The organism is Vibrio sp. 10N.222.51.C5 (genome assembly GCF_041474575.1).
In the GTDB taxonomy this organism is placed as follows: Bacteria; Pseudomonadota; Gammaproteobacteria; order Enterobacterales; family Vibrionaceae; genus Vibrio; species Vibrio crassostreae_C.
In genome coordinates this window covers 88,298-103,252 of record NZ_JBFRUJ010000039.1, presented here as the reverse complement: position 1 = coordinate 103,252, position 14,955 = coordinate 88,298, and the positions used below count along the sequence as shown (strand labels likewise).

At 44.3% G+C, this 14,955-nt stretch carries 13 protein-coding genes, 1 tRNA gene and 1 riboswitch; of the genes, 2 read left to right on the top strand and 12 right to left on the bottom strand.

Annotated features, from left to right (window positions below; genetic code table 11):
* Nucleotides 1–19: 19 nt before the first annotated feature.
* The 8 genes from oppC to moaA all read right to left on the bottom strand — a co-directional run bounded on the left by oppC (nt 20) and on the right by moaA (nt 7,037).
* Nucleotides 20–922, bottom strand: coding sequence for an oligopeptide ABC transporter permease OppC (gene oppC / locus AB4558_RS13135; RefSeq protein WP_017062173.1), 903 nt, complete (start codon nt 920–922; stop codon nt 20–22).
* A gap of 15 nt (nt 923–937) precedes the next feature.
* Complete coding sequence (gene oppB, locus AB4558_RS13130) at nt 938–1,858, bottom strand: oligopeptide ABC transporter permease OppB (RefSeq protein WP_017062174.1); 921 nt, start codon at nt 1,856–1,858, stop codon at nt 938–940.
* 114 nt (nt 1,859–1,972) lie between these two features.
* Entirely contained in the window at nt 1,973–3,604 is a 1,632-nt protein-coding gene (locus AB4558_RS13125; RefSeq protein WP_372074417.1) for an ABC transporter substrate-binding protein, read from the bottom strand.
* Between the two features lie 652 nt (nt 3,605–4,256).
* Nucleotides 4,257–4,712, bottom strand: coding sequence for a molybdopterin synthase catalytic subunit MoaE (gene moaE / locus AB4558_RS13120; protein WP_102321131.1), 456 nt, complete (start codon nt 4,710–4,712; stop codon nt 4,257–4,259).
* Between the two features lie 2 nt (nt 4,713–4,714).
* Nucleotides 4,715–4,960, bottom strand: a complete 246-nt coding sequence (gene moaD / locus AB4558_RS13115; protein WP_017063465.1) for a molybdopterin synthase sulfur carrier subunit — start codon at nt 4,958–4,960, stop codon at nt 4,715–4,717.
* Nucleotides 4,957–5,436 carry a cyclic pyranopterin monophosphate synthase MoaC gene (moaC, locus tag AB4558_RS13110; protein WP_004734026.1) on the bottom strand — a complete coding sequence of 160 codons (480 nt, stop codon included), beginning with the start codon at nt 5,434–5,436 and terminating at the stop codon, nt 4,957–4,959. The genes moaD and moaC overlap by 4 nt, the downstream gene beginning before the upstream one ends.
* A gap of 12 nt (nt 5,437–5,448) precedes the next feature.
* Nucleotides 5,449–5,961, bottom strand: a complete 513-nt coding sequence (gene moaB / locus AB4558_RS13105; RefSeq protein WP_004734027.1) for a molybdenum cofactor biosynthesis protein B — start codon at nt 5,959–5,961, stop codon at nt 5,449–5,451.
* A gap of 86 nt (nt 5,962–6,047) precedes the next feature.
* Entirely contained in the window at nt 6,048–7,037 is a 990-nt protein-coding gene (gene moaA / locus AB4558_RS13100; protein ID WP_009848642.1) for a GTP 3',8-cyclase MoaA, read from the bottom strand.
* Nucleotides 7,026–7,178, bottom strand: a riboswitch (molybdenum cofactor riboswitch). (Overlaps the previous gene by 12 nt.)
* A 194-nt stretch (nt 7,179–7,372) precedes the next feature.
* On the opposite strand from moaA, the gene AB4558_RS13095 reads away from it, so the two are divergent.
* Entirely contained in the window at nt 7,373–8,260 is an 888-nt protein-coding gene (locus tag AB4558_RS13095) for a YvcK family protein (RefSeq protein WP_017062178.1), read from the top strand.
* A gap of 74 nt (nt 8,261–8,334) precedes the next feature.
* Here the strand turns inward: AB4558_RS13095 and luxU are convergent, their stop codons facing one another.
* The 3 genes from luxU to uvrB form a co-directional block, all read right to left on the bottom strand.
* Nucleotides 8,335–8,679, bottom strand: a complete 345-nt coding sequence (luxU, locus tag AB4558_RS13090; RefSeq protein ID WP_017062179.1) for a quorum-sensing phosphorelay protein LuxU — start codon at nt 8,677–8,679, stop codon at nt 8,335–8,337.
* 24 nt (nt 8,680–8,703) lie between these two features.
* The gene (luxO, locus tag AB4558_RS13085; protein WP_004734031.1) at nt 8,704–10,092 is read right to left on the bottom strand and encodes a quorum-sensing sigma-54 dependent transcriptional regulator LuxO; all 1,389 of its coding nucleotides are present in this window, start codon (nt 10,090–10,092) and stop codon (nt 8,704–8,706) included.
* Nucleotides 10,093–10,394: 302 nt separating this feature from the next.
* Nucleotides 10,395–12,425, bottom strand: a complete 2,031-nt coding sequence (gene uvrB / locus AB4558_RS13080; protein ID WP_017062180.1) for an excinuclease ABC subunit UvrB — start codon at nt 12,423–12,425, stop codon at nt 10,395–10,397.
* Nucleotides 12,426–12,933: 508 nt separating this feature from the next.
* On the opposite strand from uvrB, the gene AB4558_RS13075 reads away from it, so the two are divergent.
* Nucleotides 12,934–13,009: transfer RNA gene (locus AB4558_RS13075), tRNA-Asn, on the top strand.
* 170 nt (nt 13,010–13,179) lie between these two features.
* Here the strand turns inward: AB4558_RS13075 and melB are convergent.
* Nucleotides 13,180–14,553 carry a melibiose:sodium transporter MelB gene (gene melB, locus AB4558_RS13070; protein WP_372074419.1) on the bottom strand — a complete coding sequence of 458 codons (1,374 nt, stop codon included), beginning with the start codon at nt 14,551–14,553 and terminating at the stop codon, nt 13,180–13,182.
* Nucleotides 14,554–14,955 lie beyond the last annotated feature (402 nt).

Here is a 14,955-nt window from a genome sequence, read left to right as displayed (position 1 = left end):
GCTTTTAATTGCTATTTCGTTATCTGTCTTTTGGATCAAGCGCGTCGCGCAGACCATCACCTACGTAGTTAAAGCAGAACAGCGTAACTACCATGAATGCCGCAGGGAATGTCAATTGCCAGATTGCAACTTCCATTGTTTGCGAACCTTCTTGAAGCAATGCGCCCCAGCTTGTCATAGGCTCTTGAACACCAAGACCAAGGAAAGATAAGAATGATTCTGTAAGGATCATGCTTGGAATAAGCAGCGTAGAATAAACCGCTACGATACCCAGTACGTTCGGTACGATGTGACGTGTAATGATCTTCCATTTGCTTACACCACATACGTGTGCAGCTTCAATGAACTCTTTACTACGTAGGCTCAACGTTTGACCACGTACAATACGCGCCATATCTAGCCAAGCAATCGCACCAATAGCAACGAAGATTAGGACGATGTTACGACCAAAGAACGTTACCAGTACGATTACTAGGAACATGAATGGTACTGCGTACAAGATCTCTAGGATACGCATCATCACTCGGTCAGTACGACCGCCGATGAAGCCTGAAGCTGCACCGTAAAGCGTACCAATCAGTACCGCTACGAAGGCACCCATCACACCAACCATCAATGAGATGCGGCCACCGACAAGAGTACGAACGTACAAATCACGACCTAAGCTATCGGTACCAAACCAGTGATCCGCATTCGGACCAACGTGCATTGCGTACCAGTCAGTATCATCATAAGTGTACTGAGCCAGCATTGGTAAGAAGATAACTGCCAGTACCATAAGCGTAAGAATGAACAGACTCACCATCGCAGCTTTGTTTCGCATGAAACGAATGCGCGCGTCCTGCCACAAACTACGACCTTCAATCTCTAAGCTCTCAGAGAACTTTTCGATCGCTTCTAAATTTTCTTTTTTCTTCAACATAACCATGCGTCCCTGTTAGTAGCGAATTTTCGGGTCAATAAGCGCTAGCAAAATATCAACGATTGCGTTGAACAAGATGAATAGGAAACCAATCAAGATGGTTACACCCATTACTAGCGAGTAGTCACGGTTAAACGCGGCGTTAACAAACAGCTTACCGATACCTGGTAGGCCGAAGATGGTTTCAACAACAACTGAACCTGTGATGATACCTACGAACGCAGGTCCCATGTAAGAAACAACAGGTAGCATTGCTGGCTTAAGTGCATGTTTTAGAATGATATAACGGTAGCTTAGACCTTTTGCACGCGCAGTTCGGATAAAGTTACTGTTTAGCGTTTCAATCATGCTACCGCGAGTAATACGAGCAAAGGTTGCTACGTAAAGAAGAGACATCGCGATAACAGGCAGCACGATGTACATGAATGTACCGCCATGCCAACCACCTGCTGGGAATATGTTCCAGTGCAGGGAGAAAAGGTAAATAAGCGCCGGTGCCAACACGAAAGATGGCATTACCACCCCGAGCATAGCGGTCGACATTATGGTGTAGTCGACCCAGGTGTTGTGCTTCAAGGCAGCAATCGTCCCGACAGTGACCCCCATCAATAGTGTGAAGATAAAGGCAACGAAACCTACCTTCGCAGATACTGGAAGTGCAACCGCGATCAGCTCATTTACTGTGTAATCTTGGTACTTAAACGAGGGGCCGAAGTCACCTTGTAAGATATTTGTCAAATACGTGGTGTATTGTTCAAATACTGGTTTATCTAAGCCGTATTTAGCTTCGATGTTAGCCATAACTTCTGGCGGTAATGGACGTTCGCTCGAAAACGGGTTACCCGGTGCGAAACGCATGAGAAAGAAAGATATAGTGATCAACACCAACATGGTTGGAATCGCTTCAAATATCCGTTTCATAATGAATTTAAGCATAAACTCACTCTTTCAGTCTGTGACAATTAAAATTAGAAAGACGCTACATGCGCGCCCTGCGCATGTAGTGCCTGTATCGTTATAGTTATATTAACTTTTTAGAATCGAAGCTTATTATTGAGCTTTGATGTATAGGTCTTTCGAGAAGATCTTGTCTTCCGCGTTGTTGATTGGGAAACCACCAACATGCGGGTTAAGTAGACGAGATTTAACGTATTGGTAGATAGGAGCGATTGGCATGTCGTTTGCCATTAGCGCCTCAGCTTCTAGGTAAAGTGCTTTACGCTCTTCTTCTGAAGTTGAGTTAAGTGCTTTATCGATGATCTGGTCGTAAGCCGCGCTGTCGTAGTGAACACCACCGGTAGTGTTGTTACTCTTCATTAGCGTTAGGAACGAAGACGCTTCATTGTAGTCACCACACCAACCAGCACGTGCTACTTCGAAGTCACCAGAATCTTTAGAAGATAGGTACGTTTTCCACTCTTGGTTCTCAAGTGTTACAGAAAGACCCAGTGTTTTCTTCCACATAGAACCTAGCGCTACAGCAATCTTCTTGTGGTTCTCTGAAGTGTTGTAAAGCAGGTTGAATTTAAGTGGGTTGTCTTTACCGTAACCCGCTTCTTCAAGAAGACGTTCCGCTTCTGCGTTACGCTCTTTCTGAGACATCTTGCCGTAAGCAGGTAGCTCAGGATCGAAGCCAGCTGTGATTTCAGGCGTTAGGAAATACGCAGGTTTTTGACCTTGCGCTAGGATAGCACCTGTTACGATATCACGGTCGATCGCGTAAGAGATTGCTTGACGAACACGAACATCATCAAATGGTGCTTTCTTCGTATTGAAGATGTAGTAGTAAGTACATAGGTTACCCGCTACAGATACATCTTCTGCGTACTCTTTTTGAAGACGCTTGAAGTGCTCAGTTGGAAGTTCGTTTGTGAAATCGATTTCACCAGATAGGAAACGGTTCATTTCCGCTACTTGGTTTTCGATTGGTAGGAACGTTACTTTGTTAAGAACTGTTTTATCGTTGTCCCAGTACTGTTCGTTACGCTTGAGTACTAGACGCTCGTTAACAACCCATTTATCAACAGAGAATGCACCGTTGCCAACAAAGTGCTCTGGCTTAGTCCACTGGTCACCGTATTTTTCAACAGTTGCCTGGTGTACTGGCTTCATTGTCGTGTGGCCCATCATCATTACGAAGTATGGTACCGCTGTTTCTAATTCAACAACAAGCGTGTTTGCATCTACAGCTTTAACGCCTAGCTCACTCTTGTCTTTCTTACCCGCTACGATGTCCTTCGCATTCGCCATCTTGGTATATTCCATGTACCAAGCGTATGGAGAAGCCGTTGCAGGATCAACTGCACGTTGCCAGCTGTAAACGAAATCTTCAGCTGTTACAGGATCGCCGTTAGACCATTTTGCATCTTTACGTAGGTGGAAAGTGAATGTTTTGTTGTCTGTCGTTTCCCAGCTTTCAGCAACACCAGGGATAGTATTACCTTCGCCGTCTTGGTTCACTAGACCTTCTAGAAGATCACGAATTACGTGAGATTCTGGTACACCTTGAGATTTGTGTGGGTCGATAGTCGCAACTTCAGTACCGTTACCGCGAACCAGTTCCTGAACTTTTGCCAGTTCTGTGCCTGCTGGAACTTCAGCAGCGATAGAAAGAGTAGAAGTGGCAGCCACTGCCAAACCAGCACCTAGAAGAAGGGCCTGAGTGATTTTATTCTTGTACATTTAATAAACTCCAAGTTTTCCGTATTGCATCCATGACTTCTTTGCTTGGTTCACTGAACGGCAGTGATTTAGATTTATTTAGCTCAAATTTTAAGCATAAAAATCTAAAACCTTACAAAGATTGAGGCACACACTATCAACCATTGAAGTAATTTGCCATAAACAAGTCGCAAAAAATCGGATAATTCTCCGAATTACTCAAGGTAACAGTGTAAATCTCTAATAAAAACCTAATGAATAGTGAGTTACACATAGGGATTAATTAAAAAACAGCCTTTAGTGTTGATGTATCTGTATTGATACTTTTTTTTAGCATCTTATGCTAGAACACGGTCAGCAAATTAACATTAATGCCACATGAAATCTAATTGCACATCACATATCCCCTAAATAGACTCCACTATTTGTGAGGATTATCACTTTATACAAAACAGCATAATGCTCTGCACCAAACCGGGTTATCCAATGCACCAATCAAGACAAAATTACGCGCTGAATTTATATGCAACCACAATGAATTATCATTTATCAAATCAATGATTATCTATAAATAGATTTATAGCAGGTACAAAAAAACCGACCTAAGTGGTCGGTTTTTGACTGTCTCATATACAAATGAGTAAATGCTGAAGCAACATCACTTTAAGAGAAATTACTTCTCCCAGCGTTCCGCTGCTTTCGTGTCTGAATCACGAGAATCAACCCAACGCGTCGTTTCGGTCGTGCGTTCCTTTTTCCAAAAGGGAGCCTTGGTTTTCAGGAAGTCCATAACGAATTCACAGGCTTCAAATGCAGCACCACGGTGTGCACTGGATACACCAACGTAAACAATCTGGTCGCCGATATCTAAGTCACCTACACGGTGGATAACACGCATCTTCTGAATAGGCCAGCGAGCCTCAGCTTGGTCACAGATCTCGCTCAGTGATTTCTCTGTCATACCCGGGTAGTGCTCCAGAGACAAACCTATCACATTGTCGCCAAGGTTCATGTCGCGCACTTTACCAACGAACGTCACAATCGCTCCGGCAGCTGTACCTTGAGCCAAGTAGTCGTATTCGTCGCCTACATAGAAATCCTCAGCTGTCACTAATACTCTTGGATCCATGCTTAGCCTCCAGTCACTGGTGGGAAGAAAGCCACTTCGTCGCCGTCTTTCACTTCAGCTGTCAGAGGTACGATTGATTGGTTAAGTGCAGCCAGAAGCTTCCCCTCTTCCAATGCGATATCCCATTTGCCTTCTTGTGTCACAAGATGACTACGAATCGCTTCAATCGTCTTAAATTGTGCATCAACTTCAACGCTGTCCACACCAACAAGTTCACGAGTTTGAGCAAAGAAAAGTACTGTAATCATGACTCCACCTTAAAGTGACCAGATTTACCACCTGTCTTCTCTAGCAGGCGCACGTTTTCGATAACAATGTCTTTCTGAACAGCTTTACACATATCGTAAATCGTTAACGCAGCCACAGAAGCAGCCGTTAGCGCTTCCATCTCTACGCCCGTCTTACCCGCAAGCTTACAAACAGATTCGATGCGAACCTTGTTTTCAGACTCGATAGCTTCAAGCTGCACTTCTACTTTAGTTAATAGCAGAGGGTGACACAGGGGAATCAGATCCCACGTCTTCTTCGCCGCTTGAATACCCGCAATACGTGCCGTTGCGAAAACATCACCTTTATGGTGGCTACCAGAAACAATCAGCTCTAGCGTTTCTGCCGACATTTGAACGAAGGCTTCCGCTCTCGCTTCGCGTACTGTTTCCGCTTTAGCCGATACATCGACCATGTTTGCTTCGCCAGACGCGTTAATGTGTGTAAATTGGCTCATACTCAAACCGCCTTATACAGAAAGGTGTGGCATGAAGTTACAAGGACGGTGGCTAGCATCCATCTGTTGCTTGATGATCTTAGTCCAACCGGTGCGGCAAGCGCCTGTAGAACCTGGCATCGCAAAGATAACCGTGTGGTTAGCAAAACCCGCAATCGCACGAGATTGAATGGTCGATGTACCGATCTCTTCGTAAGATACTTGACGGAATAGCTCACCAAAGCCTTCTACTTCTTTGTCGAATAGTGGCTTAAGCGCTTCAGGCGTGCTGTCGCGAGAAGTGAAGCCCGTACCGCCAGTGATCATGATCGCTTGTACGCTTTCATCAGCGATCCACTTAGATACGATCGCACGGATCTTGTACATGTCATCAATAACGATTTGCTTATCAACCACGTTGTGACCCGCTTCTTTAGCATGCTCTGCTAGGTAACCGCCTGAAGTGTCGTTTTCTTCTGTACGAGTATCTGAAACCGTTAGTACTGCGATGTTTGCTGCTTGGAATTTGCTTTCTGCGTGACCCATTTGTTCACCTATATAAATTTTTCATTAGACTGATTCGCCCAGCCTGAAGAAGCTGAGCGATAAAATGCTTTAGAGTGTGTAGCGGGTTAACCGCCGATTGACGCCAAGTTTGGAGTCATGCCGCTGTTGCCATCGTGTAAGAAGTGGCTAACGGACTTGGTTTGAAGCTGAGCCTGAATTCGATCAATGAGTTCTTGCTCTTGTTGATCTTCTTGAATCAGATCTCTCAGTTCAACACCATGGTCGCCAAACAGACATAAGTGAAGTTTACCGGTCGCAGAAACGCGCAGTCGGTTACAACTCTCACAAAAGTCTTTCTCGTAAGGCATGATCAAACCGATTTCACCCTTGTAGTCTGGGTGGACAAACACTTGCGCCGGGCCATCGTTAACGGCTTTGACTTTTAACAGCCAACCATTAGCAATAAGCTGGTTGCGAATCGCAACGCCAGACACATGATGTTTATCGAACAACTCGTCCATCTCGCCGGTTTTCATCAGCTCGATAAAACGTAATTGAATAGGTTTGTCTTTGATCCAATTAAGGAAGGCTGGTAATTCCTGACTATTGAGGTCTTTCATTAATACGACGTTGACTTTGACTTGTTCAAAGCCAACCTCAAACGCTTTATCAATGCCTCGCATAACCTCAGTAAACTTATTCTCACCAGTGATCTGATGGAACATGCGCGAATCTAAACTATCCACGCTCACGTTTATATGGGTTAAACCAGCATCACGCCATTGCCCTACTTGTTTCTCCATGCGGTAGCCATTCGTTGTGGTGGCTACTTTTTCGATGCCTGGAGTAGAAGCAACGGTATGTATGATTTCAGGAAAGTCTTTACGCAGACTCGGCTCTCCGCCTGTAATGCGGATCTTTGAGGTACCACAATCTGCAAACGCTTTAACAACGCGTTTGATCTCGGGAACACTTAAAAAAGACGAGTTTTTTTGCCCTGACGGTTTGTAACCATCTGGCAAGCAGTAAGTACATTTAAAGTTACAGACGTCTGTAACCGACAAGCGCAAGTAATAAAACTTGCGATGGAATCTATCTTCGAATTGTTGCGCCACGGAACACCTTTCCAAACACGGGAGGCATAATCATTTCCAATTAAGCCCTTGTGACAACATGTCACTGGCTCTTGATGCGTATCGGTACAGCAAATACCACTGTGCGACTTAGCATGCGAGAGCTCGGAGTTATGGCAACTGAGCGTTATATTCACACGCGCAGTAGCTGAGTAATAAAATACTTAATATTTGTACGTGAATCTAGCTCTGATGGTAAAAAACGGGTCACATCGGCAAAAAAAACGTATCAAACGCTCAAAATAACTCTTGTTGAGTATATAGCGAGAAGCATTTAACCTAAATTATAGTTGGTAATAACCTAACAAGAACAATAAATGAATATTTACTCTTCAAAGAAAGTCGTAGCAATCGGCGGTGGCCATGGCTTAGGTCGCATGTTAGCTGCATTAAAAGACTTTGGTAACAACGCAACTGGCATTGTTGCAACGACAGATAACGGCGGTTCCACCGGACGTATTAGAGATTGCCAAGGTGGCATCGCATGGGGAGATACACGCAACTGTATCAACCAATTAATCACAGAGCCTTCAATCAGTTCGATGATGTTCGAATACCGCTTTCGTGGTCAAGGTGAGCTAGACGGTCATAACTTGGGTAACCTAATGCTGACGGCGTTAGACAACCTTTCCGTTCGCCCATTGGAAGCAATTAACCTGATTCGAAATATGCTCAAGGTCGATGTCAATATCGTGCCGATGACTGAGCATCCTTCAGACCTCACGGCTCTATCAATGGACGGCCGCTGGGTTACCGGCGAAACCAACGTTGATGACATGACGGAAAAGCTGCGCATGATGGACTTGTCTCCAGAAGTGCCAGCAACCAAAGAAGCCGTTGCTGCCGTTGAGCAAGCAGACTGCATTGTCCTTGGCCCTGGAAGCTTTTTAACCAGTGTGATGCCCCCTCTTCTCCTTCCAGAGATTGGCAAAGCAATCTCTGAGAACACCAAGGCAAAAGTTATCTTCGTTGAAAACCTTTCACCAGAGCACGGTCCCGCAGGGAAAATGACGCTTCAAGAGCAATTGGAGTGGTGTGAACGTACCTGTAAGGCAAGGAAAATAGACATCGTGTTAGGCAATGAACCTCACCCGGAACTAGAAGTGCAATGGAATTGTGTGACCACAGATCTTGCATCGGCAAACCGAGATTGGCGACACGACCGTGTGAAGCTTCAACAAGCCATTGAAGCCCAGTTGGCGTAGCCATAGGTTCAAGCGACAAACAACAAAAAAGGAGCATGCTGCTCCTTTTTTAATCTCAGTAATAACTCGCTGTTTTAAAGGTCCGTCATCAACTGCTGATATTCAGTGTACGTCGATAACAGGAGGTCTTGCATATCTTGAAAATCAATCTCGGTTACAGGCAACGCTTGCTTCACTTTTGCGTCTAAGCTAATCGCAAAACTACACAAAGAATCCGCACCAAAGCTTGCTGCGCTGCTCTTAAGCGCATGACTGATATCAGCCAAGTACTTAGAGGTATCCGACTCTTTATTTATCTCTAGGTGTTCGTAGTAGCCTTTCAACTCACCTAAAAAGATTTCCAGTAAAACCGGGACATTCTCTTGGCCTATTTCGCCGGCAAGCTCATCAACTTTTTGCTGATTTAATACTTTCGTCATTATTATTTTCTTATTGTTTGTTGATTACTGCTTCGCATTCCACGTTTGCAACTTACGGTATATCGTCGATGGACTGACATCTAAGAAACCTGCCGCACGAGGGATGTTGCCATCACACGCTTTAATGGCCTGCTCGATAGCCGTTTTCTCAGTGATCCACAATGGGAAAATATCTTTTACCGTGATGTCTTCATTCTGCTTCTCTTTCAATCGCAGACTGTTTTCAATCGGTTGGTTCAACGGTGGTGGAAGCATGTTGAGAGTAATCTCTTTGCCGTTATTCAAAACCACCACGTTCCGCAACACGTTTTGTAGCTGACGAACGTTACCCGGCCACTCATATTGATTAAAGCGATCAAGTACTTCCTGAGCAAAACGTACAAACGCCTTCCCCTCCTCGACCGACATATAGCCTAGCAGAGAATACGCGATCTCGATGACATCTTCACCACGCTCACGCAATGGCGGCAAGTGCAATGGAATCACGTATAAACGATAGTATAAATCTTCTCTAAAGCGACCTTCTTGTACTTCTTTCCAAGGGTCACGGTTGGTCGCACACACAAAACGAACGTCGACACTCTTCATCTTCGAAGAGCCGACTTTTTGGAAAGTACCGGTTTGGATAAAGCGCAGCAGCTTGGTTTGCAGCTCTAAGTCCATTTCGCACAGTTCATCAAGGAACAGTGTTCCACCATCAGCAAGCTCAGCAGCACCTTGGCGATCGGTCGCAGCACCGGTAAAGGCACCTTTAACGTGGCCAAACAGCTCACTTTCAATCAGGTCTTTAGGGATAGCGGCACAGTTAATCGCGATGAACGGCTTATCGCCACGCTTACTCGCCGCATGAATGGCTTCTGCACATACCTCTTTACCGGTACCACTTTCACCAGTAATGAAAATGCTCGCCTTACTCGATGCAGCAGAATCGATAGTTCGGTAAACCTGCTGCATGGTTTGGCTGCTGCCGATAAAACCTTGGTAGTTCTGGTTTCCCGGGTGTTCCGAGCTATTTTTAAGCTTGGTGGCTTTGCGGATCGCATTATTCACCGTAATACGGAGTCGGTCGGCTTCACACGGTTTGATAAGGAAATCTTGAGAGCCATGACGCATCGCTTCTACAGCGGTATCGATAGAGCCGTGAGCCGTCATGAAGATAACTGGAACTTCAGGGTATTTTTGTTTTACAGCAAATAGTACGTCCATACCCGTCATATCAGGCAGACGTAGATCTAATAAAATAAGGTCTGGGATTCGATGATTCAAACTCTCGATTGCATCGCGGCCAGTGCCGACAATGTTGATATCAATTTCGAGCGGTGTAAGATACGAGCGATATAAAGCTGCTACCGAAGCGGTATCCTCTACCATCAACAAATACTTCGATTTGTTATCTAGCGTTTTTGATTGCATATCCTAGCCATTTATAATTTGCATTTCTTATTATAGTCGCATTCCGCTTTGCATTATGCAAATTAGCAACAATATTTGTAGTGTGTTTTTTTACTTACTTCAAACAATCAATGTTTTATCTATCTGGCACGAACGATGCAACGGTTTAAATGACCTTCGGGTCACCTAGCCAACTGACGTTGTTAGTGGACCGAGTGTTCACAAACGTAAGCCAGTAGAACATTTACTACTGGCTGTTTTTTTGCCTGAAACACTCTCAATTCTTGTATTGAGGGGAACAATTCTTCGAATGAAAAGTGAGATTAGCTGTTGGTAATAAACTGCTTTCTTAGCTGCTCAATTTCATCACGCTTCTGTGCTGCCAATTCAAATTCCAGATTCTGAGCATGCTGATACATCGCAGCTTCTAGCTTACTGATCTCTTTATCAAGCTGTTGCGGCGTAAGTACGGCATAACTTTCAGAAGGCTCAGCCACCTTAGATAAAGGAACTTGCTTCGATTGGCGCTGCTGCTTCGACTTGGTTAGATCACCCAGTTCCATAATGTCTTTAATATTGCGTTTCAACGCTTGCGGCGTGATACCTTGCTCTTCGTTGTAGGCTTGCTGTTTCTCGCGACGACGATCGGTTTCATCAATCGCTTTTCTCATCGACTTAGTAATCGAATCACCATAAAGGATCGCTCTACCTTCCAAGTTACGCGCAGCACGACCAATGGTTTGAATCAGAGAACGCTCAGAACGCAAGAAGCCCTCTTTATCTGCATCAAGAATCGCCACCAGCGACACTTCAGGCATATCCAAACCTTCACGAAGTAAGTTAATGCCCACTAACACATCGAACTCGCCCAAACGTAGGTCTCGGATGATCTCTACACGCTCAACGGTATCGATATCCGAGTGCAAGTAACGCACTTTAACGCCGTGCTCACTTAGGTATTCGGTTAAGTCTTCTGCCATTCTCTTGGTCAACGTGGTAACCAAAACACGCTCTTCTTTCACTGAACGGATTCTGATTTCAGACAGCAAGTCATCCACCTGCGTCGCGACAGGTCTTACTTCGATGATTGGGTCTAACAGACCAGTAGGACGTACCACTTGATCAGCAATCTCGCCATCTGATTTTTCAATCTCGTAATTACCTGGTGTTGCCGACACAAAAATCGTTTGTGGGGCTATAGACTCAAATTCTTCAAACTTCATTGGACGGTTATCCAATGCAGAAGGCAGTCTAAAACCAAACTCGACCAAGGTTTCTTTACGAGAACGGTCACCTTTATACATCGCACCAATTTGCGGCACAGTCACGTGTGACTCATCGATGATCAGCAAACCATCATCAGGCAGGTAGTCAAATAACGTTGGCGGCGCTTCCCCTTCCGCACGGCCGCTCAAGTATCGTGAATAGTTTTCGATACCGGAACAGAAGCCAAGCTCAGTCATCATCTCAATATCAAACTGAGTTCTTTGAGAGATACGCTGCTCTTCCAAAAGCTTATTGTTGTCTTTTAAGTATTGAGCACGATCGCGCAGTTCGTCCTTGATGTTCTCAATCGCCTCAAGGATTTTTTCTCTTGGCGTTACATAGTGAGTTTTTGGATAAACCGTAAAGCGCGGCAAGTCTCTTTGTTTCACCGCACCAGTCAGAGGATCAAAAATACTAATACAGTCCACTTCGTCATCGAACATCTCAATTCGAACCGCATCTTGGTCAGATTCAGCCGGAAAGATATCAATCACCTCACCACGAACACGGAACTGACCACGTTCAAAGGCGACATCGTTTCTTGAATATTGCAGCTCAGCCAATCGACGCAGGATGTCTCGCTGATCCATCACCTCGCCACGACTCAAATGAAGCATCATCTTCAAATAAGACTTAGGATCACCCAGACCGTAGATAGCCGACACAGAAGCCACAATGATGGCGTCTTTTCGTTCTAATAAGGCTTTGGTTGCCGAAAGCCTCATTTGTTCGATATGAGCGTTCACAGACGCATCTTTCTCGATGAACGTGTCCGTGGTTGGAACGTAGGCTTCAGGTTGGTAGTAATCGTAGTAAGAAACGAAATACTCAACGGCATTGTTTGGAAAGAAAGATTTCATCTCACCGTAAAGTTGAGCCGCCAATGTCTTGTTAGGCGCTAACAGAATCGCAGGTCTTTGAGATTGGGAAATGACGTTGGCAAGGGTAAAGGTTTTACCTGAGCCCGTTACCCCTAGTAGAGTTTGATGTGCCAAACCAGAATCTAATCCGTCTAGTAATTTGGTTATCGCTGTCGGCTGATCACCGGACGGGCTGTAGTCCGATACCAAGTCAAAGAGTTTACTCATAGGTCGCCATTTCCATACTGTTTTTTTAATCAGGTCATTGTCACTCTAGGAGGAGTGTCGTTGCAACAATTATCTAAAGAAATGCATCTTAAGATCAGAGATCAGTTATAGCTTTTATTTTTAGAACTTGGTATTATTCGTGCCCTGCAAAGTTTCCCCAGCTAAATTACTCGAATTTTAATCCACTACTTTTCCCCAAAAAACCTAAAAATACCGCTTGTTTTACTGTTCGTTTTATAATCTACAAAAGTTATACAATTGCGACATTTTGCTATAAATCTTTTAAATACATTACGTTAGATAAGGTTTTTACATTTTTCGATTTATCCCGATTATTGTTGTTAAAGTTTCACACACACACTTATCCACAATTTTGGTGGATAACTAAAGCAAAGCTAAATCCTATAAGGCGTTCAAGAAAGTAAAGTTTTTTATCTTACTTTTTTCTGATATTTTTTATTGACAGAAATCCGGACAATTATTAGAATTCGCGTCGCTAACAAGCAATTCCCCTTTAGTTCAGTTGGTAGAACGGCGGACTGTTAATCCGTATGTCGCAAGTTCAAGTCTTGCAAGGGGAGCCAAATTTAAAGAAGCCGCATCATTCGATGCGGCTTTTTGCGTTTTAGTCGAAACAAAAGCCCTACAGGCACAGCTTTGATTAACTCACATCCATAAAAAACGCCTCACAAGGAGGCGTTTGGGCTTAGTGACTAAACTGAGCGTTATTCTAGATTCGACGTCGTTTTAGCGGTTATGCTTCTGCTGCAACAACATTCGTCTGAGTCTCGTTACCCGCTTGGTCTTTATCAAACCCTTCATGCAGGTGGTAGTAGCGCTTATAAACAAGAGCACTTACCGTCATTAGAATCGCTGGTAAACCTACCATCATAAACTGCAGTCCCATGATAGTGCTGTCAGACTGTTCCACGTTTGGTACATAACCCACCACAGACAAGCCCATACCAACAATAAAACCACCAGCCGCGCCTGCAAACTTAACAAGCATCGTTTGAACAGAGAAGATAACACTCTCACTGCGACGACCCGTTTTGTGTTCACCGTAATCAACAACATCGGCAAGCATTACAGTTTGCAGTGCGTTAGCGATACCCACACCAAACTTGATAGCAGCACCTGCGATACCGATTAGAATCGCGTTACCTGGAGCGATAAAGCCCATGATAAGTAGAGTGGTACAAGACAGCACTGGGAAGCCACAAGCGATAACCCATAGGTGTTTGCGTGGTAACACTGATGCAATACGAGGGAACAAGAATACGCCTGCAACTTCAGCGATACCTGCCACCATCATATAAACGGGGAACAAGTCAGCGTTGCCTAAAGCGTAAGAGAAGTAGTAAATCGCAAAACCACCCACCAACAAGTTTGCTATTTGGAACGACAATACGGTACCAATAAGTGCTTTTAGTTGGTCATTCTTACCAATGATAACCATTACATCTTTAAAGCTGAAACGCTCAGCTGGTTTCGCATTTGCTGGTGCCGATTTTTCTTTTACGTTGCGAGCAATCAAGAATGCACTCATCACGAACAGCACAGCAATCAACATAGCAACGTTGAAGAAACCTTGTCCTTGGTCGCCGTCACCCAGTTTACCGACAATATGTAGCCCGTAAGTACCCGTAATAAACCACGCCAAGCTAGCAAATAATCGTGGCCAAACAACCAGCTTTTCACGTTCTTGACGAGAGCTCGATAGTGCAGGAATCAAAGACCAATATGGAATGTCCATAATAGTGTACGTAAGGCCCCACAGAATATAAGCAGCCGCTGCATAAATGTATAACGTAGTGCCTTCAAACATATGCGTACTAAAAAGACCAACAAGCACTACAGCATTTAACAGGGTTCCAATCACTATCCAAGGACGGAATTTACCAAACTTAGAGCGTGTGTTATCAACGATAACGCCCATCATTGGGTCGGTCACCGCGTCGACAATGCGTGCGGCCAAAAAGATAGTACCCACAAATGCCGCTGACAGCCCAGCAACATCGGTGAAGTAAAACATTAAGAAGATGTAGATTGGAGCACAGGCAAAGTCTTTACCTAAAGCCCCAAGTCCATACGATAATTTGGTTTGTAGAGTAATTTGATCAGACATAGTATTTCCTTCAGGCGCGTAACTTCATCTCCTAACAGACGTTGAAACGCTTACCTTTTATTTATAATAATTTATCCACTCAAGTTCTGTTTTAGAGCCACTCTGTGGTCGCTTCTTAAAACACTCAAGTATCAAGTCCGATGCTAATGTAACCATTCCAACGAACAGATACTGTGATCAACAACCACTCCATGGAAACGTTTTCAGTCAAATATCCAAAGTGAGAGATCGAACAATAAAACCCTCGAATTGATAGAGAATATCGCTAATTAAAGTGCTCAAAACAGTTCATTGTGTGAAGTAACGCATGAGAACGATTACATAAGTACAGTATCACGCTGGGAATACCTACAGTTCTCCAATCTATACGGGCACATCAAATTGATTTGATAGTTCATGACG

What these genes read in the sequence shown, in the direction of transcription:
- moaE (WP_102321131.1), bottom strand. Translation starts at nt 4,712, where the DNA reads ATGGATCCAAGAGTATTAGTGACAGCTGAGGATTTCTATGTAGGCGAC.
- moaD (WP_017063465.1), bottom strand. Translation starts at nt 4,960, where the DNA reads ATGATTACAGTACTTTTCTTTGCTCAAACTCGTGAACTTGTTGGTGTG.
- moaB (WP_004734027.1), bottom strand. Translation starts at nt 5,961, where the DNA reads ATGGGTCACGCAGAAAGCAAATTCCAAGCAGCAAACATCGCAGTACTA.
- AB4558_RS13095 (WP_017062178.1), top strand. Translation starts at nt 7,373, where the DNA reads ATGAATATTTACTCTTCAAAGAAAGTCGTAGCAATCGGCGGTGGCCAT.
- oppC (WP_017062173.1), bottom strand. Translation starts at nt 922, where the DNA reads ATGTTGAAGAAAAAAGAAAATTTAGAAGCGATCGAAAAGTTCTCTGAG.
- uvrB (WP_017062180.1), bottom strand. Translation starts at nt 12,425, where the DNA reads ATGAGTAAACTCTTTGACTTGGTATCGGACTACAGCCCGTCCGGTGAT.
- luxO (WP_004734031.1), bottom strand. Translation starts at nt 10,092, where the DNA reads ATGCAATCAAAAACGCTAGATAACAAATCGAAGTATTTGTTGATGGTA.
- AB4558_RS13125 (WP_372074417.1), bottom strand. Translation starts at nt 3,604, where the DNA reads ATGTACAAGAATAAAATCACTCAGGCCCTTCTTCTAGGTGCTGGTTTG.
- luxU (WP_017062179.1), bottom strand. Translation starts at nt 8,679, where the DNA reads ATGACGAAAGTATTAAATCAGCAAAAAGTTGATGAGCTTGCCGGCGAA.
- melB (WP_372074419.1), bottom strand. Translation starts at nt 14,553, where the DNA reads ATGTCTGATCAAATTACTCTACAAACCAAATTATCGTATGGACTTGGG.
- moaC (WP_004734026.1), bottom strand. Translation starts at nt 5,436, where the DNA reads ATGAGCCAATTTACACACATTAACGCGTCTGGCGAAGCAAACATGGTC.
- oppB (WP_017062174.1), bottom strand. Translation starts at nt 1,858, where the DNA reads ATGCTTAAATTCATTATGAAACGGATATTTGAAGCGATTCCAACCATG.